We start from the raw sequence: 19,275 nt of genomic DNA, 5'->3' as shown, positions 1-19,275 counted from the left end.
AGGAATATGTTCACTAAGATTCTGATCGCAAACCGCGGCGAAATTGCCTGCCGCGTCATCAAGACGGCCCGCAAGATGGGCATCAAGACCGTCGCCGTCTATTCCGAAGCTGACAAGGATGCCTTGTTCGTCGACCTCGCCGACGAAGCCGTCTGTATTGGACCGGCTGCCTCGAAAGAGTCCTATCTGGTTGCCGACAAGATCATCGCCGCCTGCAAGCAGACTGGCGCTCAGGCCGTCCATCCGGGCTACGGCTTCCTGTCTGAAAATGCTGAGTTCTCCCGTCGTCTGGAAGAAGAAGGCATCAAGTTCATTGGTCCGAAGCATTACTCCATCGCCAAGATGGGCGACAAGATCGAGTCCAAGAAGCTGGCCATCGCTGCCAACGTCAACACCATTCCGGGTTACAACGACGCCATCGCGGGTCCTGACGAAGCCGTCAAGATCGCTCAGGGCATCGGCTATCCGGTCATGATCAAGGCTTCCGCCGGCGGCGGCGGCAAGGGTCTGCGCGTGGCTTACAACGATGCCGAAGCGCACGAAGGTTTCTCCTCCTGCGTCAATGAAGCGCGCAACTCCTTCGGTGACGACCGCGTCTTCATCGAAAAGTACGTTCTCGAGCCGCGCCACATCGAAATCCAGTTGCTCGGCGACTCGCACGGCAATTATGTTTACCTGAACGAGCGCGATTGCTCGATCCAGCGTCGTCACCAGAAGGTCATCGAAGAGGCGCCGAGCCCCTTCGTTGATGCCGAGATGCGCAAGGCGATGGGTGAGCAGGCCGTGGCCCTGGCCCGTGCTGTGAATTACGAGTCGGCCGGTACGGTCGAGTTCGTGGTGTCCGGTGCGACCAAGGAATTCTACTTCCTGGAAATGAATACCCGCCTGCAGGTGGAGCATCCGGTTACCGAGCTGATCACCGGCCTCGACCTGGTCGAGCAGATGATCCGCGTCGCCTACGGCGAAAAGCTGCCGTTGAGCCAGGCCGACGTGAAGATCGACGGTTGGGCCATGGAGTGCCGGATCAACGCCGAAGACCCGTTCCGCGGCTTCCTGCCGTCGACCGGCCGTCTCGTGAAGTTCCAGCCGCCCAAGGAAACCAGCGATGCCAACGGCACCACCCGTGTCGATACCGGTGTTTACGATGGTGGCGAGATTTCGATGTTCTACGACTCGATGATCGCCAAGCTCATCGTGCACGGCAAGGACCGCAACACCGCCATCACCCGCATGCGTGATGCACTGAATGGTTTCGTGATCCGTGGCATTTCCTCGAACATCCCGTTCCAGGCCGCGCTGATGCAGCATCCGGTTTTCCATTCCGGCATTTTTGACACCGGTTTCATCCCCAAGCACTACCCGACGGGCTTCGATGCCTCGATGGTTCCGCACGATGATCCGGCCTTGCTGGTTTCGGTGGCTGCTTATGTCTACCGTGCCTTTACCGATCGCTCCGCTTCCATCTCCGGCCAGCTACAGGGCCACGAGCGTCTGGTCAGCGACAACTGGATGGTCGTTCGCCTCGACGCCGCTGGCAATCAGCATCATCCGGTCACCGCCCGTCTGGTCGATGGCGGCTATGATATCGAGTACGGCGGTCAGCACTACGAGCTGCGCTCTTCCTGGAAACTCGGCGAGTCGCTGTTCGTCGGTACCTGCAATGGTCAGGCTTTCACGCTGCAGGTCGAGCGGCACAAGACCAAGTACAGCCTGTTCCACTGGGGCACCCGCGCCGACTTCATGGTGATGAGCGCCCGCGCAGCCGAATTGCTGGCGCTGATGCCCGAGAAGCAGGCGCCTGATCTGTCCAAGTTCCTGATCTCGCCGATGCCTGGCCTGCTCCGTGAAGTCGCGGTGACGGTCGGTCAGGAAGTGAAGGCAGGGGAGAAGCTGGCCGTCATCGAAGCCATGAAGATGGAAAACATCCTCAAGGCCGATCAGGACTGCAAGGTGAAGAAGATTTCAGCGGCCGCCGGCGAAAGCCTGACGGTGGATCAGGTCATCATCGAATTCGAGTGATTTGATTTTCGGCCGGTTTTTCCGGTTGACCGTAGCATTCAAGGCCCGCCAACCGGCGGGCCTTTTTTATTGTTTGTTGATTGCGTAACGGACGAAATCGACGCCGCGTTCGAGCACTTCGGTCGGCATCAGGTGGCTGACCGAGGTGCCTTCCAGCGTCACGCCGGTATCGAGGCGGATACCGGCCACACTGGGGACGATCAGCGAACAGTCGTCCCCGTCGTGGAGCAGGAAGACGGGCACCACGACGTTGGTCTGGCCCGGTGCGGCCGGACGAGCCAGGCGGCCGGCCTCGATGCGCTCTTCGTACCACTGGAGATCGGCGGCCAGCGCGCCGCCGGGAATGCTTTGCAGGCCGACCATGACCCCGAGTCGTGGGCTGCCGAGCGAGGCCGAGGCGATCAGGCAGGGCGACTGGCGGCGGGCGCCCTTGCGGTCAGCCGGGCGGATGGCCTTGCCGTCCACGAGCAGCCAGTTTTCACCGGGGACATTGAGTTTCTTGACGGCGGTTGGCATGGTCGACACGCGGTCGAAGCCGAACATGGCCGTGCGCTGATGGGCCAGCGATGCACTGGTGGCATCGAGCGCCCCGCTCTGCACGATCATTTCGCCGGTAAAGGCGGCATAGGCATATTCAGCGCCGAAGGCGAGTTCGATTTCGCCGATTTCCGTGCTCCGATGCTGGCCATGCGATTCAAGGCTGGCCTCGATGTCGCGCAGCAGGCGGATGCACGCCGCCGGTGACAGTTCGCGGCCAAGTTTCAGGGCCTCGGGTGATTCGCCCGCCTTGAGCGCGGCAATTCGCTGGGCGATCTTGCGGGTCACCCTGGGGACGTCGAGCCAGCGCGGAATGCCTTCCGGCAAGCTGTCGCCAAACAACGGCGCGAGATCGACCGAGTGGCCCTTGGGGTCGTCGTCCGGCATGGTCTGGAAGCCGGCCAGCTCGCGCCAGCGACTGAGCGCCCGGTTGGCAACGGCGAGCTGGGCGGAAGACAGGCGATACGGGTCGATCAGGCGCAGCATGAAAGCCCAGGCCAGATGGCCGGCGATGGTGGTGTCGACCAGATGGGGGAAGTCCGGGTCGGGCAGGGAATGGCGCATCAGGCCATCTCTTTCGGCTTGGTCGAGGATGGCGAACAGCAGTTGATCGAGTAGGGTTGGACATTCCCTGGCCGCCAGGAAATGACAGTATTCAGCCATCCGGATGGCACAGGCCGACCGGTGCAGCAGTTCGCTTTTGTCGGCCGGGGCGAAGTGCGGCGCCAGGCGCAGGTAAGCCGTTCCCAGGCGCAGCCAGAGGCGTTGGGCGACGTCGAAAGCGCGCTGGTCGTCGTCGAGCATGGGCAGTGCCTTGCGCACATAGCGCGGCTCGATGGCTTCCTGGCCGGGCACGGAGGCGGTGCGCAAGAGGTTGAGCAATTCGACGGCCAGTGTTGGCGGCAGGGTCGACGCCTCGATGGCCTCGACCTGCAGACTGATGGCGGCCAGCATGTGCATGGGCTGGGCTTGTGGCTGGCTGGCCAACCAGGTTTTTGCCGATGCCAGGTCGTGAAAGGCCTGAGCAATATTCTTGCGCGGTTCGGGCAATGTTAACCAATGCATGGTCGCTCCTTCCGGAGTAAGCTTGAACGATGAGCGGATTTGAACATTATGATCGCGAATTGCGGGATCTTGATAGCGAGATTCACCGGTACGCTGCTGTCTGTCGCGTCAACCTGGCCAATCGCCACGAAATTGATGCCTGCTTGCGCAATCACCACGAGAACTGGGTCGACGACAAGGCGCGGGAGTCCTTGCATGGGCTGCTGATCCTTCGCATCAAGCTGGAGGCCGAGATGATAGCCCTTGGATTTTCGCCGCCACCACTGGTTCCGCCTTCATTGGAAGAGGCTAGCGAACGCTGATCGCCGTCACCGGGCAAGGCGCGACGCAGGCGCCGCAGCCGGTGCATTTTTCCGGGTCGATCTCGGGCAGCGGGCTGCCGCCCAGGCGCGGCGCGAAACGGATGGCGCGGGCATCGCAGAAGTCGCCGCAGACGCGGCATTCGACGCCCTGGCGGGGCAGGCAGTCTTCGCCGATGGCCGCTTTGTAAGGCCAGGCGGCCTGTTCGGCATCCTGGCGCAGCAGGGCCTTGGGCTGGCAACTGGTGACGCAGTCGCCGCAAAAGGTGCATTCGCCAATGCTGAAATCGACGGTTGGATAGCCGCCGTCGCCAGCCACCAGAATTTTTGTCGGACAGGCTTTCAGACAATCATTGCAGCGCGTGCAGCGGTCGATGAATTCGCCTTCCGGACGCGCCCAGGGCGGGCGCATTTCGGCCCGGGGGCGCGGTCGACCGCGGAAGAAACCGCGCCGGGACAGGTTGACCATGGTTTTCCGGCTACTTGCCGGCCTTCATTTTGTCGATGCCGCTGCGCAGCATCCGGTCGATGTCGGAACCGGGCTCGACCTGTTCCAGCAAGGGTTCCCAGTAGGCGATGCCTTTCTTGTTGTCGCCGGCTTCCATGGCGGCGGCGCCGGCCAGGAAGAGGCTGTGGCCATGCTTGGGATCGACCTTGAGGGCGCGCTCGATGAGCTTGAGGGCCTTGTCGGTGATGCCCTTGCCGTTGGCCATGGCGATCGTTTCGGCGTAGCTGGCAAGCTGGTCGGGATCGTCGTTGATGGCTGATTCGGCCTTGGCGAAGGCCTCGACGGCTTCGTCGTAGCGGCCCATAGATTTGTAGGAGCGGGCGAGCATGAGCCAGCCCGGCATGTTGTCCGGGTTGGCTTTGAGCTTTTCGGCCAGGCTGGTGACCATTTCATTGATCTTTTCCGGCGTCATTTCCTGCGGCGCAGCGGTTTGTACCGGGTCGAGCGCCTTCGGATTGCCGAGGATGCCGTAGCCGAGCAGGCCGAGGATGGGCAGCAGGAGCAGGATGGCGATGGCCGTCTTGCGGCTCGGGCCATACGTGGCCGGGGCGGGGCCGCCAGCGGCATCCGGCTCGACTTCTTCGAGCAGGCGGCGTTGCAGCTCGCCTCGGGCTTGCTCGAAATCGGCTTCGGCCAGCGAGCCTTCGGCTTTTTCACGAGACAGTTCGGCCAGCTGGTCGCGGAAGATGGCGAGGTTGGCTTCCTTGCGGTCGGCCTTGCTGGTCGAGCGCAGGCCGAGCCAGAGCGGCGGCAGGATGAAGGCGGAAACGACCACGATAAGCAGGACGGCAAAGATGGAAAACTGGGTCATTTCGGGTCGATTTCCTTGAGCAGCGCGTCGGCGCGGCTGGTCTGGTCAGCCGACAGCGGCTGGTCTTCGGCATTGATGCGGGTGGCGCGCCGGCGCAGGTAGCGTTGCAGGACAAAGAGGCCGAGCAGCATGAGGGCGACCGGGCCGCCCCAGAGGAGCAGCGTGATGCCCTTGACCGGCGGGCGGTAGAGGACGAAGTCGCCATAGCGGACGACCATGAAATCGACGATTTCCTTGTCGCTCTTGCCGTCTTTGATCATGGTCCGGACTTCGCGCCGAAGGTCTTGCGCCAGCTCGGCGTTGGAGTCGGCGATGGTCTGGTTCTGGCAGACCAGGCAGCGCAACTCCTCGGAAAGCTTTTGCAGACGCTTTTCGGCTACCGGGTCGGCCGCCGTCGCCGCTTCGGTAGCCGCATCGGCGAATGCCACGGTCGACCCGAAAAATGAGCCAAAAATGAAAAGGGCAATCAGCGCGGCGCGTTTCATTTGTTCAACTCGGCGAGCAGCGGCATGATCTTCTGGGCCAGAACGTCGGGCGAGATCGGCCCGGTGTGCTTCATGCGGATGATCCCGGTCTTGTCGATGACATAGGTCTCAGGCACGCCATATACGCCGTAGTCGATACCGACGCGGCCATCGATGTCCATGATGGTCAGCGTGTAGGGGTCGCCGTGCTGGGCCAGCCACTGGTTGGCGCGCTGGAAGGCCAGTTTCTTTTCTTCATCGGCCGGCATCTTGCTCATGTCGAAATTACCGTCGCCGCGCACTTCCTTGTAATTGAGTCCGACCAGCGGCACGTTGGCCTTCTTCGAAAACTCGACGAGCACCGGGTGCTCGGCGCGGCAGGAGACGCACCACGAAGACCAGACGTTGAGCAGCCAGGCCTTGCCCTGCATGTCCTTGGGGCCCATCGTTTTTTCCGGTGTGGCCAGGACATTCAGGTTGAAGGCCGGGGCCGGCTTGCCGACCAGCGGCGACGGGACGTCGCGCGGGTTGAGACCGAGGCCGACGGCAAGCAGGGCGACCAGCGCGGCGAAAGCGCCGAGTATCCAGTAGTAACGGTTCATGCGTGTTGGCTTCCAGCCGGGGTGGTGACAGTCGCGGAGTTGCGGGATTTGGCGCGATAGCGCCGGTCGAGCATGGCCAGCAGGCCGCCCAGTGCCATCAGCACGCAGCCGCCCCAGATCCAGTCCACGAAGGGTTTGTAATAGACACGGACGGCCCATTCGCCCTCCGGCTTGTCGCGTTCGATCGGTTCGCCGAGCGAGACATAGACATCGCGCAGGATACCGGCGTCGATGGCGGCTTCGGTCATCGGCATGCCGGACGACGCGTAGTTGCGTTTTTCCGGTTTCATTTTCAGGCGAAATTTCCCGTCGACCGTGAGATCGAAGTCGCCCTGCGCCGCAACGTAGTTCGGCCCCTGAACTTCCCTGACGCCGTTGAACTTGAAACTGTAGCCGGCGACATCGACGGTATCGCCGGGCGCCATCTTGATGTCCTTTTCATCCTGGAAGCTGCTGACCATGGTCACGCCGACGACAAAAACGGCGATCCCGAAGTGGGCGACACACATGCCGACGAAGCTGCGCGGCTGCTTGAAGGCAGCGCTCAGGAAAGACTGGCCGGCGCGGGTGTGCTGGACGCGCTGGACGAAAGCGGTCAGCGTCGTGAAGGTGACCCAGGCGGCAAGCAGAATGCCGAGTGCGGTCAGTGCGCTCCATTGGCCATAAACCAGCGGCAGCGCGATGGCGACAACGGCAGCGGCAATCATTGCCCAGCGCACGGTCCGGGTGATTTCCGATATCGACGCTTCCTTCCAGCGGGCGAAAGGTGCGATGCCCATGAGGAACAGCACCGGCGCCATGACCGGCACAAAGACGGCATTGAAGTAAGGCGGCCCGACCGAAATCTTGCCGACACCGAGCGCGTCGATGAGCAGCGGATAGAGCGTGCCGAGCAACACTGTGGCGCAGGCGACCACGAGCAGCACGTTGTTGGTGAGCAGCAGCGATTCGCGCGACACTAGCCCGAAGCGGCCGCCCAGACCGACCTTCGGGGCGCGCCAGGCGAACAGGGCGAGCGAGGTGCCGATGACGGCGACCAGGAAGATCAGAATGAAAATGCCGCGTCGCGGGTCGGTGGCAAAGGCATGGACCGAAGTCAGCACGCCGGAACGGACGAGGAAGGTGCCGAGCAGCGACAGCGAGAAAGCCGAAATGGCCAGCAGCACGGTCCAGTTCTTGAAGCTGCCGCGCTTTTCGGTTGCCGCCAGCGAATGGATCAACGCCGTGCCGACCAGCCAGGGCATGAAGGAGGCGTTTTCGACCGGATCCCAGAACCACCAGCCGCCCCAGCCCAGTTCGTAATAAGCCCACCACGAACCCATGGCGATGCCCAGGGTCAGGAAGCACCAGGCGGCCATCGTCCACGGCCGTGACCAGCGCGCCCAGGCGGCGTCCAACTGGCCGGACAGCAGGGCCGCGATGGCAAAGGCGAAAGCGACCGAGAAACCGACGTAGCCCATGTAGAGCAGCGGCGGGTGGATGACCAGCCCGAAATCCTGCAGCAGCGGGTTGAGGTCGCGCCCTTCGGCTGCGGCCGGCAGCAGGCGTTCGAAGGGGCTCGAAGTGATCAGGATGAACAGCATGAAACCGAATGCGACCAGGCCCAGCGTACCGAGGACGCGGGCGACCATCGTTTCCGGTAGCTGCTTCGACAGCATGGCGACGCCAAAGGCCCACCAGGTCAGCATCAGCATCCACAGCAACAGCGAACCTTCATGGCCGCCCCAGACGGCGGCGACGCGATATTGCAGCGGCAGCAGCGAATTGGAGTGCTGGGCGACATAGACCACGGAGAAGTCATTGGTCACGAAGGCCTGGGTCAGGCAGGCGAAGGAGAAAGTGACGAGCAGCGCCATGGCCGACGCGGCCGGCCGGGCGACGGCAACCCAGGCCATGCGGTTCTGGTGGGCGCCGAGCAGCGGCAGGGTGCCAAGGATCAGGGCGACCAGCGCGGCAAGGATCAGGGCGAAATGGCCGAGTTCGGGAATCATGCTCAGTAGCTCGCTTTCGGCTTGTCGCCAGAGGAAGACGGGGAAACATGCTTGCTGGCGGCGCGGGCCTGGGCGTCGTCGACGGCCTTGGCGGCTTCCGGCGGCATGTAGTTTTCATCGTGCTTGGCCAGCACTTCGGTGGCCATGAAGGTGCCCTCGCCATTGAGCTTGCCCTGGGCCACGGCGCCTTTGCCCTCCTTGAAGAGGTCGGGCAGGATGCCCTTGTAATGCACCGGGATTTCCTTTTCGGTGTCGGTGATCGTGAAGCCGATGGTGACCCCGTCGGCCTGGCGACTGATGCTGCCTTCCTTGACCAGCCCGCCGATGCGGAACAGTTTGTCCTTGGGCGCCTTGCCGGCAGCCACTTCGGTCGGTGTGATGTAGAGCGCGATATTGCTGTTCAAGGCGTTGAGAACTAGCGCGGCGATGATGCCGATGATGGCCAGCGCGCCGCCGATCAGGGCGAGTTTCTTGTGACGGGATTTCATTCAGCGGTGTTCCTTGTTTCGGCGCGCAACTGGCGCTTGAGACGGGCGATGGTGCTCTTTCGATTGCGGACGACGACAATCGGTTCAACAATCATGATCAGCGCGGTCAGGCCGAACGAGCCCCAGACGTAAAAGCCGTAGCCGCCCATGGCGATGAAGTCGGAAAAACTGTTCCAGTGGATCATTTTTCGTCTCCCGCCAACTCGGCCTTGACCCAGTCGGTATTGCGCTCACGTTCGAGCATGATGGTGCGCACGCGCATCAGGGCGATGGCAATCGAATACATCCAGAAACACATGGCCATGAGCAGCATTCCCCAAAGCATGGTTTCGGCCATCGACGACTTGGTCAGGTTGACGCTCGAGCCTTGATGCAGGGTGTTCCACCATTTGACCGAGAAATAGATGATCGGGATGTTGACGACGCCGACCAGCAGCAACAGGCCGCCGGCCTTGTCGGCCCGCTTGGCATCGTCGATGGCGGCGGTCAGGGCCATGTAGCCGATGTAGAGAAAGAGCAGGATCAGTTCAGAGGTCAGGCGGGCATCCCACACCCACCAGGCGCCCCACATCGGCTTGCCCCACAGGGCGCCGGTCCATAGCGAGAGGAAGGCCATGAGCGCGCCGGTCGGCGCCAGCGCCTGCGCCATCATGCCTGACAGCCGGGTGTTGAAGGCGAGGCCGATGGCTGCCCAGCCGGCCATGATCAGATAGATGAACATCGACATCCAGGAAGCCGGAACGTGGATGAAGATGATCCGGTAGCCCTCACCCTGCTGGAAGTCGGTCGGCGCGACAAGCATGCCGAGCCATAGCCCGGCGAGGCCGAAGACGACCGATATGGCGACGAAGTAGGGAATCAGCGTGCCGGCCAGAGGATAGAAAGTGGCGGGCGACGCGAAGCGGTAGAGATTGAAGCGATCTTTCATTCGAGGGCGATCTTCAAGGCAGCGGCCGACGCCCAGGGGGCGAAGCCAAGTGAGGCAAAAGTAAGTGCGGCGAGCAGTGACAGGTGACCTTCTCCCCCGAGCCCGGCCACCGTCGCATCCACTGCGCCAGCGCCGAATATTAGCACCGGAATATATAGTGGCAGAACCAACAACGAGAGCAGCACGCCGCCGCCACGCAGGCCCAGGGTCAGCGCCGCACCGATGGCGCCAATGCCGGACAGCGCCGGGGTGCCGATCAGGATGGCGAAGGTCAGCATCAGCAGGGCATCGGTGCTCAGATCGAACTGGATGCCGAGGACCGGAGCGATCAGCGCCAGGGGCAGGCCGGAGACCAGCCAGTGAGCAATCACTTTGCCGGTAACAACCAGCCCGAGGGGGTGCGGGGCCAGCGCCAGTTGTTCCAGCGTGCCGTCGCGATGGTCGTCGGCGAAGAGGCGGGGCAGCGACAGCATGGTGGCGAGCAGGGCCGCCACCCAGAGCACGCCGGGCGCCAGCTTGCGCAGCAGATCCGGCTCCGGACCGATGCCGAGCGGGAAGAGGCTGACCACAATGACGAAGAAAAACAGTGCCGAGACGATGTCGGCCTGGCGCCGCATGGCCAGTTTGAGATCGCGACCAATGACCGCGGTGATGATCTTGAACATCAGCGCCCCGCTCTCAACCGAGCCGCAATTCGCGCACGGTGCCGGCCGGGATGTTGACCAGCTGGTGCGTCGTCATCACGGCCAGACCGCCGCGTTGCAGATGGCCGGAAATGATTCCGGCCAGCCAGTCGACCGCAGCAACGTCGAGGGCGACGAAAGGTTCATCGAGTATCCACAGCGGACGTTTCTCCTTGACCAGTCGCGCCAGTGCGACACGGCGCTTCTGGCCTTGCGACAGGTACTTGCAGGCGAGGTCTTCGCGGCCGGCCAGGCCGACCTGTTCCAGTGCATCGATCGCATCGTCCTCGGAGAGTTCCTCGTCAGTCAGATGGGCTGAGGCGAGCAGGTTTTCGAGCGGCGTCAGCTCTTCCTTGATGGCGTTCAGGTGGCCGAGATAGCAGAGGTCGGCACGGAATTCGTCGGATTTGATCGGCTGGCCTTTCCAGCGGATTTCGCCGGCTTCCGGCGGCAAAAGGCCGATCAGCATGCGCAGCAAGCTGGTCTTGCCGGCGCCGTTTTTGCCCTGCAGGTAAAGCAGCTCCCCGGCCTCCAGCTTGAAGCCAAGGCCTGCGAACAGGCGGCGCTCGCCGCGCACGCATTCCAGATTGTCAGCTTCAAGCATCAGGGGGAAAACCGAAAGAAATCAGGCACAAATTATGGACGCGCAAGTTTAACGGCAGATTAACGGGAATCAAATAAATACAATCCGAAAAAAGGGAGGGACGAATCCCTCCCCCTTTCGTCAAGCCTGCTTTGTGACCTAGCCGCCGAAGAAACCGATGGTTACCAGTGCCAACAGGGTCAACCCGGCAGCAATGAGAACCAGACCGAGAATCTTCGAGCCTCTGGCCATGGGCGCCGAGGGGGCATCGACCAGATATTTCTCCAGTTCGCCAGCATCCACCAGGCGCTGATACTGGGCCGGGTGGTCATGACGGAACTCCTCAATCGACTGTGTTCCTGTGAACATGACGATGTCCGGTGGTGGCAACTTGTCCGGGCGGAAGTGATTGTTGAAGAAATGCACCGTAAAGAGGAAGACGGCTGCCAGGAAAGCCTCTTCACCATGGACCAGGGTCGCAACATTGAATACCCAGCCCGGCAGATAGCTGGCGGTGATGTGCGGGAAAGCCAGCATCAGGCCGCTCCAGCCAATCACATTGACACCCCAGAAGACAGCCCAGTAATCGAATTTCTCGTAATAAGCCCAGCGGTCGAACTGCGGCCGTGGCCCCTTACCGAAGAACCACTTGAACATGCCTATGCAATCGGCGAAATCCTTCCAGTTCGGAATCAGCGAATCCGGGCCAAACCAGCGAAATTTCCTGTCGCGCAACAGCTTTTGCATGACATAGATAAAGTGGATGACGAAGATGCCGATGAACAAAGCCGCCGCGATGCGGTGGATCAGACCGAGAATCTTCGGACCGCCGAGTGCGTTCGAAACTACCGGGGCCCAACTGCTCTCGGCAAAGAGCGCCGAGGTGCCGGTGAGTACCAGCGTCATGGTGACCAGCGCAAAGACCAGATGGGCAATACGCCAACCCCACGGGAAGCGCTGGAAGTGCTTCCGCTCGTCCAGGTTCAGACCTTCCGTCTTGACGTGTACTGCCCGTTTGCCTTCCTTGCGATCCTTCCACTCACGGTAATACCAGAGACCGGAGTGCGCCCAGAAGAAAGCAAAAACGAAAATCAGCAGGCCAACCATGAACTTGGTGGCGATCCACATTTCGGGATACTTCTCGTAGTCACCACCGTGGGCGTGCGGACCGAAAGAGACGAAACCGGCGGTCGCTGTGCGCATGCCCGGTTTCTTGTCGGTATGGCACTTCTGGCAGGTTTCCAGCAGATTGTTCGGGTGAATCGATGATTCCTCGTTATCCGCCTTGAGAATGCCATGGCTGCCATGACAGTCGAAACACTTCGCCGTGTAGGCATGCCCCAGCGAACCAACTTGGCCATGATAGGTTGCCCGGTAACTCTTCAGGTTTTCCTCGTGGCAGTTGCCGCAACGCTCGGTAATTGCCAGCCTGACCGGGGAAGCCGCAGTGGCACCGATGGCGTGGCTGGTGTGGCAGTCGACGCAAACAGCTGCCTTGGCATCTCCCTTGTCCAGTACCGCTGCACCGTGTGCCGAGGCGGCATATTCTTCGAGCTGCTCCTCGTGACAGCTATTGCCGCAGACCTTGGGGGTATTCAGTCGCCATTCGGCGTATTCCGGACTTTCCTTTACGGGAATATTGAAGCTGTGTGTGTCGTGGCACTGATCGCAAGTGGCATTGATTCGTGACGGGTCGTCCTCGTTGGTCCGGCCATGAAAGGATTTGTTGTGCGCCTCGATATTTTCGACGATCAGACCAAGGCGCGGCTTTTCGGTAGCCTTGCCCTCTTTCCGGGCATTTTCCCAGAGCTCGGTGTGGCACTCGACGCAGTCAACTTTTGCCGCCGGCCCGCTTTTTTCGTGCGGCGTCTTGTTGTCCTTGATGTCAATGTGGCAAGCGATACATTCAATCTTTGCATGCACGCTCTTGCTGAAAGCAGCATAGCGAACCGATAGCAATGCACGTTTTTCGCCATCTGCGCCATCGACTTCCAGCTTGCCTTTCTTGCCGTCATGGCAGGAAAGACAAGTGGCATTGTCTAGTTTGTCGCTAGCTGCCGGCGTGGCGCCACTCGCCCCTGAAAACAGGGCAGCGGTCACTAGGAGGAGTCCGCCAAGCAGCGGACGGAGGGATTTCGTACTAAACATGGCTTACGCCTCAAGAAAAAGGCACGAGGAATTCGCTCGTGCCTTGATGGAAACTGTCAGTAATCGAAGACCGCCTCGCGAACGAGGACGGTCGGCGCATCAAAAGCCCAGCGAAACTCCGACCATAAGGCCTTGATAAGCCCCGGTCAGGGCTGTGTAGGCGTTGTCGGTGTAGTAGTCATAGACATACGTGCCCCGTAGCTTCATTCGCTTTTTCAACTCGTAGTCGACGCCAAGGGTTAGCGTATGAACGTTATTGTTGATCACGCCGTCGATGCTGTTGCCGGCAGCCAATTGAGTACCGACATAACCGGAAGCCGTATCGCCCTTCGATTGGGTCCAGGTATAACCGGCATTCAAGCGGAGCGGATCGCTGACCTGCCAGTCGCCGCCCAGTGAGACGACATAGCTGTCGATCTTGTAGTTTGGCCGGTCGATCGCCAGGAAATTGATAGCTGCCGTTGGGGCGTCATAGCGACGAGCGTCATTACGCATCAGGTAGCTGGAAAAATCATCCTGAAGCCACGAAAAACTGGCGTACGTATTGATCCATTCGCTGATTGGCACGTTCACCGAAACGCCTGCAGATTGGAGCGTTTTCTCGGTTTCCTGTTGAACCGACGCGCCCAGGGCACCACCTGCTGCGCTACTGGTAAAGGCGTTGTTGCCGTTTTCTGCCCGCTTGTAATTGTAATAACCGCTAGTCTGAATACCCTTGGTAGTCGTATAGCTCAGCTGGGTTTTCAGATTGAGAGCCCTTTCAGGTTCAGTTACCAACCCCGTGCTGTTGGCCAAGGCGTAGGAGGGCGTGACGCGCAGGATGAGTCCCTGCATCGGACGGGCGACCCACTTCAGGAAAAGCTCGTCGACGCGGGTGTTGTTACGGTAGAGGGTCTGCGCTTGGTTGATCGAGACTACACCACCACCCCATTGACTCCAGGTCAGGTCGCGATCCTTGTCTTCATGTTTCCAGCCAAGAGTTGCTGTCGATTTCAGGAAGCCGGGTCGCATGGTGGCAGAGATGCCATAGCTCAAGGCTTCAATCTGGTTGATCCGGACATCAAGGCCTTCAGTAGCCGTTGGCGTGATCAGCCCGGCAACCGGAAAATCCGAGTTGTTTTTGCGATGGTTGTAGCGGATAAAGCCGTCGAGACCAACGCCACTAATGATGTTGCTGCTGACGCTGGCATAGGCACTGTTGGTGGTGATTTTCCCGGTGCTATAGCCGACAAACTGCTGTTGTTGCGAGAAGGAATCCTGATCAAGTACAGACAGGCCATAGCCGGCAGCGACAGAAGTGGCCCCGAAGCGCTTGGCTAAACGGAAATTGTTGGAAATTAGAGTGCTGTCCGGAGCGTACTGAATAGGACGGCGTGCGACGGCTGCATTGGTTGGCGCGACCGTTGCATCTTGAGCGGTAATCTGGGCACCGAAATCGCCAATCGTGAAGTTTCGGCTACTTTCGAACTTTTCGAGGCGACCTTCGTAGCCCAGATTGAATCCTCCCGGCGAGCCATTCAGGCTGAAGGTGTAGCGGTTCATTTTTTCATCGATGGGGGCATCGAAGCCGCGCCAGCGGAGCGGCCGCTTATTGGCGTTGCCACCAGTGAGGTCACCGTTACCCAGCACGTAAGTGGCAAAACGATTGCCGTCCCGGGCGTATCCGTCGTATTCCAGCGAAGCGCTGAGCTTGTTGCCAAGCAATTCAGGTTTCAGATCGACACCAATACCGTAAGTTTGACGGTCAACCTTGAAAATATTTTGCCCAAGCGAGTCGTTGTTGAATTGCCTGACGAAGCCAGTCTGAGATGCTGCTGCGTAAGTCGTATCTACACCGCCGCTCGGAATTTGTCCCGGGCTGTAAAGGAAACTCAGCCCGCCAGATGATGAGCGGAAGTTGGTGTAGTAGCCGGCAAGCCCGAACAGGTCGGTATTGGCTTTGAAGATATTGCGCTGATTGTGCTCGCCGAAGCTGTCGCGCTTCAGCACGAAGACATTGCGCTGGCCATTGTTGGCGACGATATCGAGATCCAGATCGAGATAGGCGCCAGAGCGATTGTCGTCGCCGATGCCTTTCTGGTAGTTATAGCGTTCCAGGAACTGGGTACGGCCTGCATCGGCACCCTTGAAATAATCGAAGGCAAAGAATTTGGCGGTCACATCTCCGGTGACGACCATCCCTTCCGCCGCAGCTTCGGCAGCGTACAAGGGCGAGGCAAACAGGCCGGCAACGGTGAGGGCCAGGATTTTTTTCTGTGTTTTCGCATGCATGATGTTTCCCCTCAGAATCTCAGATGCTGGTCAGTCGAGCTGCCATGGATGGCGCTGTGGCAACTGACGCAGTCGCGCAGCACTGACCCCGAGATCGGCGCGACGTTGCTGGAGGTGCCACTCTGGCCATGCCGGTTGCCGGCAATCGAGTGACACTGCAGGCACTGCATCGGCTGGGCGATGGTTTGCAGCTTGCGATTCGGCGCGCCGTGAGGGTCGTGGCAGGTCGTGCAGCCTTCGACGACTGGTGCGTGCTCGAAGACGTGGGGGCCACGAACAGCTTGGTGGCAGGATGTGCATTGCTCGGTGACCGCACCCAGAGTGGCTTGCTTGGAAGCATGCGGGTCATGGCAGCCGGTGCAGGTGGCGCCGCCTTCCTTTACGGGATGATGCGAAGGCATGTTGAACTTGGCCAGAACGTCCTGGTGGCAGGTTGCACACAGAGCCGTAGTTTTTCCGCCTTTGAGCTGAGAGGCATTCAGCTTTTTGACCTTGTCAGTGTGGTTGCCGTGGCAGTCGTTACATTGAACGCCGGCCTTGTTGTGTTCGGCAAAGGCGAAATGCGTGCGCTTTTTGTCGGTTTCGTGACAGGTCAGGCATTGCTTTGAGTCCGGCAGTCCGGCCAAAACACTTTTGGGTTTGGCTGTCTTGGCCGTGGCGTTTTCGCGCGCCTCTTCGACCTTGCCGTGCTCAACTGCGCTGGTGTGGCAGCTGACGCAGTCGCCGTGATAGGCGTGAGCCTTGGTTTCGGCTTCGTGGCAACTGACACACTGCGCCCCGACCGGAGCAGATTTTGCGGCAGGTGCCGCGATGGCGGGGGCTGACAGCAATGTCCCCAGTAATACCGCTGCAATTCCAATAAAACGTTTCATGACAAAACCCCTCGCGTTTTCTTGCTTTGTTTTTGTAACTCCGGACTTGCCAAATTTCAGCGAGCCAATATCCAGTCGATCAGATTGTTGATGCGCTCGGCGTCACGTGTCTTGACGGTGCCGTGATCGACTTTTTCCCCTTCGACCTCAACCTGATTCGGTTCGGTGACATGCTTGATTAGTTCAGCCTTGGCTGTGGCCTTGCCTTTGTATTCGGCGGCGATTTTCTTGTACGGCTTGCCCTTCTTGGTCTTTTCGACGTCATGGCATTTCAGGCACTTGCTGTCCTTGAGCAATTTTTCGGCATCGGCGTCGTCGACCGCAGCGTAAAGATTGCCGCTGGTGGCGAGGGCAAGGGCCACTGATGTGATCAGAAGGAATGTGGTTTTCTTGTTCATGGGTGCGCTCCAAAATCGTGGACAGAAACTCTCAGGTCTAGCCTTGGGAAGGTAGGCTCCGCTTCGGGAGCAGTGAGGTCAACGCGGTCACCGGGCACTCGTATCTACAAGCTGACATTTCTTTACTTCGAATAACCACAATCGTTTGGAGGAATAGAAATGGCCAATCCGGGGCATATTTTTGGCTGTCGGCCAGCATGACGTGTCAGCTCAGGCCGGTCATGGGGGATTGTTGCCTAAGCCTATGTTTGAAAATATCTAATTCCGCCCTTGGGGTGCGTCTCTTGGGGGCGTGCGCAAGGGCCGACATGCTGGGCATGAATTCCGACTAAAAAACTGCGATATTTACGAGTGTCAATGAATGTAAATTATCGAAAATTTTGCGTTTGCATGGCCTCAAATGCCCAGCCGGTGCGGTGCGGTTTAAAGTAAGCTTCTCCCATGAGCATTCGAGGAGTGGTGGTGGAAACCCGGTTGCCGCAAATCCTGCTGGTTGATGATGACCAGGCCTTCTGCGTCATGCTGACTGAGTTTCTTGGCGGCGAGGGGATGGCGGTCTGTGCGGTACACGATGGTGAGACCGGTTGCCGTGAAGCGGTCAGTGGTGGTTTCGATCTGGTGCTGCTTGATGTCATGATGCCGGGCATGAATGGTATCGAGGTACTTCGTCATATTCGTCGGCATGGCGATTTGCCGGTGCTGATGTTGACGGCGAAGGGCGATGATCTGGATCGCATCATCGGTCTCGAGTTGGGGGCTGACGACTACCTGCCAAAACCCTGTAATCCCCGTGAACTGGCAGCTCGCTTGCGAGCGCTTTTGCGTCGCTCCGGCCACGCGCACGAAGGTAAATCTGTTGAGGCACTGGCCAATGAAATGCTTTCGCTGTCGTCGGCGAAGCGCATCGCCAAATGGCGGGGCGAATTGTTGCAACTGACCAGCACCGAGTTCGGCGTACTTGAGGTTCTTTACGAGAACGCCGGGCAGATTGTTCCCAAGGCTGAACTCGCCAGCCGTGTATTGGGACGAGTCCCTGCCCGCTATGACAGGAGCCTCGACATGCATGTCAGCAACCTGCGACGGAAGCTGGGCAAATTCGATGATGGTCGGGTACCCATTCAGACCATTCACGGCATTGGTTACCAATTGCTCCGAGGCTAGGCGGTGAAATCGATTTCGGCCATGCTGGGTTTGCCGGTGCCGAGTCGCCTGTTCTGGAAGATTTTCGGATCGCTGTGGCTGGCCATCGGCACCATCACGTTTTGCGTCGACTTTGTCGTTGATGCCATGTTTCAGGCAGAGCTCCGGCAGTCGCCTGACCTGTCGATAGGCTATCGCGCCGAACTGGCTACGACGCTGGTGGCAACAACGCTGCGTCATGCCGAAATTGAAGGCGCCCGGCAGTTGCTTGTTGAATGGACGGGAAAGCGCGAGTTGCCGGTGCTGGTGGTGAATGCCGAAGGAGAGGATATTCTTTCCCGAACGGTACCTGTACCCGCACTCACCCAGGCTTTGTCGTTGCTTGAGAAGGAGACCGACGAGCGTTCCGTGCAGCGGGTGGTGACACCGAGTGGTGAGGCATATGTGCTGTTTGTGCCTTTACTGTTGTTGCCGGCCTCGGCTCCCCATCAGCACGTCTATCGCTATGCCGAATCGACTCGTGCCGAGCTGTTGGCTATGGCACTGGTCAGTCTGTTCTTCGCGGCCGGCCTGACCTGGTATCTGTACCGCCCGATTCGCCATTTGCACGAGGCCAATCGTCGTTTTGCCGCAGGCGATCTGGATACCCGCGTTGGCCAGTTGATTGGTCAACGTCGTGATGAGATTGCTGATTTGGGGCGTGACTTTGATGACATGGCGGGTCGGGTACAGAGCACCATTGAGGCCAAATCGCGCCTGCTCCACGATGTGTCGCATGAATTGCGCTCACCATTGGCGCGAATGCAAATTGCACTGGCGCTGACCCGGCAGACACCGGCCAAGACCGGAGAAATGCTCGAGCGGATTGCCTACGAAATTGAGCGACTAGACAAGATTCTGGGGGAGACGCTGACCCTCTCGCGGCTAAGGTCGGGGCCCGAACTGCCTGGCGATGAGTGCTTCGATCTGGTCGAATTGCTGACCGATATCGTCGAGGATGCACGTTTCGAAACAGCCAAGACAGGCCGGCCGATAGCGTTGCTGGCCCAAGGCGACGTCCTGATAGCCGGTCGTAGCGAATTGTTGAGAAGTGCCATCGAGAACGTGATCCGCAATGCGCTTGTCCATACACCGGACGGTGCAGCAGTCAGTGTCGAGCTGGGTAATCCCATAGCTGGCTTTGTCACCGTGAAGGTTTGCGACGGCGGGGCCGGGGTGCCGCAAGACGAGCTGGATGCCCTGTTCGATCCATTTTTCAGGGGGCGCAACGGGGACAAGGCGCAAGGATATGGCCTTGGGTTGTCGATTGCACGACATGCCGTAGAGGCCCATGGCGGGCAGGTCGGTGCAAGCAATGTCGAGGGTGGAGGCCTCTGCATCAGTATGCGGTTGCCGGTGACAACGCTTGACGAATGGTCTTGAAGAGGGCCTCCGACGCGACCGCAGGAAAAGCGGTGACCGGCGGGGG

Annotated in this window: 19 protein-coding genes; 4 read left to right on the top strand and 15 right to left on the bottom strand. The window is 59.9% G+C overall.

The window, feature by feature from the left end:
* The first annotated feature begins 6 nt into the window (after positions 1 to 6).
* Positions 7 to 2,019, top strand: a complete 2,013-nt coding sequence (locus tag KI610_RS18980; RefSeq protein WP_226496497.1) for an acetyl-CoA carboxylase biotin carboxylase subunit — start codon at positions 7 to 9, stop codon at positions 2,017 to 2,019.
* 66 nt (positions 2,020 to 2,085) lie between these two features.
* Here KI610_RS18980 and KI610_RS18975 read toward each other — a convergent pair whose 3' ends face one another.
* Positions 2,086 to 3,621 (bottom strand): hypothetical protein, encoded by a 1,536-nt coding sequence (locus KI610_RS18975; RefSeq protein ID WP_226496496.1) that lies wholly within the window; start codon positions 3,619 to 3,621, stop codon positions 2,086 to 2,088.
* Between the two features lie 29 nt (positions 3,622 to 3,650).
* Between KI610_RS18975 and KI610_RS18970 the strand changes: the two genes are divergently transcribed.
* Positions 3,651 to 3,923, top strand: coding sequence for a hypothetical protein (locus KI610_RS18970; RefSeq protein ID WP_226496495.1), 273 nt, complete (start codon positions 3,651 to 3,653; stop codon positions 3,921 to 3,923).
* On the opposite strand, the gene napF is transcribed toward KI610_RS18970, so the two are convergent.
* From napF to KI610_RS18900, 14 genes are all read right to left on the bottom strand, one after another.
* Entirely contained in the window at positions 3,910 to 4,389 is a 480-nt protein-coding gene (gene napF, locus KI610_RS18965; protein ID WP_226496494.1) for a ferredoxin-type protein NapF, read from the bottom strand. The genes KI610_RS18970 and napF overlap by 14 nt on opposite strands.
* Before the next feature lie 10 nt (positions 4,390 to 4,399).
* Positions 4,400 to 5,239, bottom strand: a complete 840-nt coding sequence (gene ccmI / locus KI610_RS18960; protein WP_226496493.1) for a c-type cytochrome biogenesis protein CcmI — start codon at positions 5,237 to 5,239, stop codon at positions 4,400 to 4,402.
* Positions 5,236 to 5,724: a cytochrome c-type biogenesis protein gene (locus KI610_RS18955; RefSeq protein ID WP_226496492.1), complete on the bottom strand. Its 489-nt coding sequence runs from the start codon at positions 5,722 to 5,724 to the stop codon at positions 5,236 to 5,238. The genes ccmI and KI610_RS18955 overlap by 4 nt, the downstream gene beginning before the upstream one ends.
* Entirely contained in the window at positions 5,721 to 6,305 is a 585-nt protein-coding gene (locus KI610_RS18950) for a DsbE family thiol:disulfide interchange protein (RefSeq protein ID WP_226496491.1), read from the bottom strand. The genes KI610_RS18955 and KI610_RS18950 overlap by 4 nt, the downstream gene beginning before the upstream one ends.
* Positions 6,302 to 8,296 (bottom strand): heme lyase CcmF/NrfE family subunit, encoded by a 1,995-nt coding sequence (locus KI610_RS18945; protein WP_226496490.1) that lies wholly within the window; start codon positions 8,294 to 8,296, stop codon positions 6,302 to 6,304. Before KI610_RS18945 ends, KI610_RS18950 begins: the two co-directional genes overlap by 4 nt.
* Positions 8,297 to 8,298: 2 nt before the next feature.
* Positions 8,299 to 8,784, bottom strand: coding sequence for a cytochrome c maturation protein CcmE (gene ccmE / locus KI610_RS18940; protein WP_226496489.1), 486 nt, complete (start codon positions 8,782 to 8,784; stop codon positions 8,299 to 8,301).
* On the bottom strand, positions 8,781 to 8,969 hold the full coding sequence (gene ccmD, locus KI610_RS18935; RefSeq protein WP_226496488.1) for a heme exporter protein CcmD: 189 nt from the start codon (positions 8,967 to 8,969) through the stop codon (positions 8,781 to 8,783). The genes ccmE and ccmD overlap by 4 nt, the downstream gene beginning before the upstream one ends.
* The gene (ccmC, locus tag KI610_RS18930) at positions 8,966 to 9,712 is read right to left on the bottom strand and encodes a heme ABC transporter permease CcmC (protein ID WP_226496487.1); all 747 of its coding nucleotides are present in this window, start codon (positions 9,710 to 9,712) and stop codon (positions 8,966 to 8,968) included. The genes ccmD and ccmC overlap by 4 nt, the downstream gene beginning before the upstream one ends.
* Complete coding sequence (gene ccmB, locus KI610_RS18925; protein WP_226496486.1) at positions 9,709 to 10,377, bottom strand: heme exporter protein CcmB; 669 nt, start codon at positions 10,375 to 10,377, stop codon at positions 9,709 to 9,711. The genes ccmC and ccmB overlap by 4 nt, the downstream gene beginning before the upstream one ends.
* A 13-nt stretch (positions 10,378 to 10,390) precedes the next feature.
* Positions 10,391 to 10,999, bottom strand: a complete 609-nt coding sequence (gene ccmA, locus KI610_RS18920; protein ID WP_226496485.1) for a cytochrome c biogenesis heme-transporting ATPase CcmA — start codon at positions 10,997 to 10,999, stop codon at positions 10,391 to 10,393.
* Between the two features lie 138 nt (positions 11,000 to 11,137).
* Positions 11,138 to 13,126 (bottom strand): cytochrome b/b6 domain-containing protein, encoded by a 1,989-nt coding sequence (locus tag KI610_RS18915; RefSeq protein WP_226496484.1) that lies wholly within the window; start codon positions 13,124 to 13,126, stop codon positions 11,138 to 11,140.
* A gap of 99 nt (positions 13,127 to 13,225) precedes the next feature.
* Positions 13,226 to 15,397, bottom strand: coding sequence for an MtrB/PioB family outer membrane beta-barrel protein (locus KI610_RS18910; protein WP_226496483.1), 2,172 nt, complete (start codon positions 15,395 to 15,397; stop codon positions 13,226 to 13,228).
* An 11-nt stretch (positions 15,398 to 15,408) separates the two neighbouring features.
* Positions 15,409 to 16,269, bottom strand: coding sequence for a cytochrome c3 family protein (locus KI610_RS18905; RefSeq protein WP_226496482.1), 861 nt, complete (start codon positions 16,267 to 16,269; stop codon positions 15,409 to 15,411).
* Positions 16,270 to 16,325: 56 nt separating this feature from the next.
* The gene (locus KI610_RS18900; protein WP_226496481.1) at positions 16,326 to 16,667 is read right to left on the bottom strand and encodes a c-type cytochrome; all 342 of its coding nucleotides are present in this window, start codon (positions 16,665 to 16,667) and stop codon (positions 16,326 to 16,328) included.
* A 462-nt stretch (positions 16,668 to 17,129) separates the two neighbouring features.
* On the opposite strand from KI610_RS18900, the gene KI610_RS18895 reads away from it, so the two are divergent.
* The gene (locus KI610_RS18895; RefSeq protein WP_226496480.1) at positions 17,130 to 17,828 is read left to right on the top strand and encodes a response regulator transcription factor; all 699 of its coding nucleotides are present in this window, start codon (positions 17,130 to 17,132) and stop codon (positions 17,826 to 17,828) included.
* A 3-nt stretch (positions 17,829 to 17,831) separates the two neighbouring features.
* Complete coding sequence (locus KI610_RS18890; RefSeq protein ID WP_226496479.1) at positions 17,832 to 19,229, top strand: HAMP domain-containing sensor histidine kinase; 1,398 nt, start codon at positions 17,832 to 17,834, stop codon at positions 19,227 to 19,229.
* Positions 19,230 to 19,275 lie beyond the last annotated feature (46 nt).

Origin of the sequence: Ferribacterium limneticum (assembly GCF_020510565.1) — a bacterium.
GTDB lineage: Bacteria > Pseudomonadota > Gammaproteobacteria > Burkholderiales > Rhodocyclaceae > Azonexus > Azonexus limneticus_B.
The sequence above is the reverse complement of the archived record's forward strand: the minus strand, read 5'-3'. Positions and strand labels throughout refer to the sequence as shown.

Coding starts and splice junctions, on each gene's coding strand:
- KI610_RS18915 (WP_226496484.1), bottom strand. CDS start 13,126: ATGTTTAGTACGAAATCCCTCCGTCCGCTGCTTGGCGGACTCCTCCTA.
- napF (WP_226496494.1), bottom strand. CDS start 4,389: ATGGTCAACCTGTCCCGGCGCGGTTTCTTCCGCGGTCGACCGCGCCCC.
- ccmE (WP_226496489.1), bottom strand. CDS start 8,784: ATGAAATCCCGTCACAAGAAACTCGCCCTGATCGGCGGCGCGCTGGCC.
- KI610_RS18980 (WP_226496497.1), top strand. CDS start 7: ATGTTCACTAAGATTCTGATCGCAAACCGCGGCGAAATTGCCTGCCGC.
- ccmB (WP_226496486.1), bottom strand. CDS start 10,377: ATGTTCAAGATCATCACCGCGGTCATTGGTCGCGATCTCAAACTGGCC.
- KI610_RS18910 (WP_226496483.1), bottom strand. CDS start 15,397: ATGCATGCGAAAACACAGAAAAAAATCCTGGCCCTCACCGTTGCCGGC.
- KI610_RS18950 (WP_226496491.1), bottom strand. CDS start 6,305: ATGAACCGTTACTACTGGATACTCGGCGCTTTCGCCGCGCTGGTCGCC.
- KI610_RS18945 (WP_226496490.1), bottom strand. CDS start 8,296: ATGATTCCCGAACTCGGCCATTTCGCCCTGATCCTTGCCGCGCTGGTC.
- KI610_RS18905 (WP_226496482.1), bottom strand. CDS start 16,269: ATGAAACGTTTTATTGGAATTGCAGCGGTATTACTGGGGACATTGCTG.
- KI610_RS18900 (WP_226496481.1), bottom strand. CDS start 16,667: ATGAACAAGAAAACCACATTCCTTCTGATCACATCAGTGGCCCTTGCC.
- ccmD (WP_226496488.1), bottom strand. CDS start 8,969: ATGATCCACTGGAACAGTTTTTCCGACTTCATCGCCATGGGCGGCTAC.
- KI610_RS18955 (WP_226496492.1), bottom strand. CDS start 5,724: ATGAAACGCGCCGCGCTGATTGCCCTTTTCATTTTTGGCTCATTTTTC.
- KI610_RS18975 (WP_226496496.1), bottom strand. CDS start 3,621: ATGCATTGGTTAACATTGCCCGAACCGCGCAAGAATATTGCTCAGGCC.
- ccmA (WP_226496485.1), bottom strand. CDS start 10,999: ATGCTTGAAGCTGACAATCTGGAATGCGTGCGCGGCGAGCGCCGCCTG.
- ccmC (WP_226496487.1), bottom strand. CDS start 9,712: ATGAAAGATCGCTTCAATCTCTACCGCTTCGCGTCGCCCGCCACTTTC.
- ccmI (WP_226496493.1), bottom strand. CDS start 5,239: ATGACCCAGTTTTCCATCTTTGCCGTCCTGCTTATCGTGGTCGTTTCC.
- KI610_RS18970 (WP_226496495.1), top strand. CDS start 3,651: ATGAGCGGATTTGAACATTATGATCGCGAATTGCGGGATCTTGATAGC.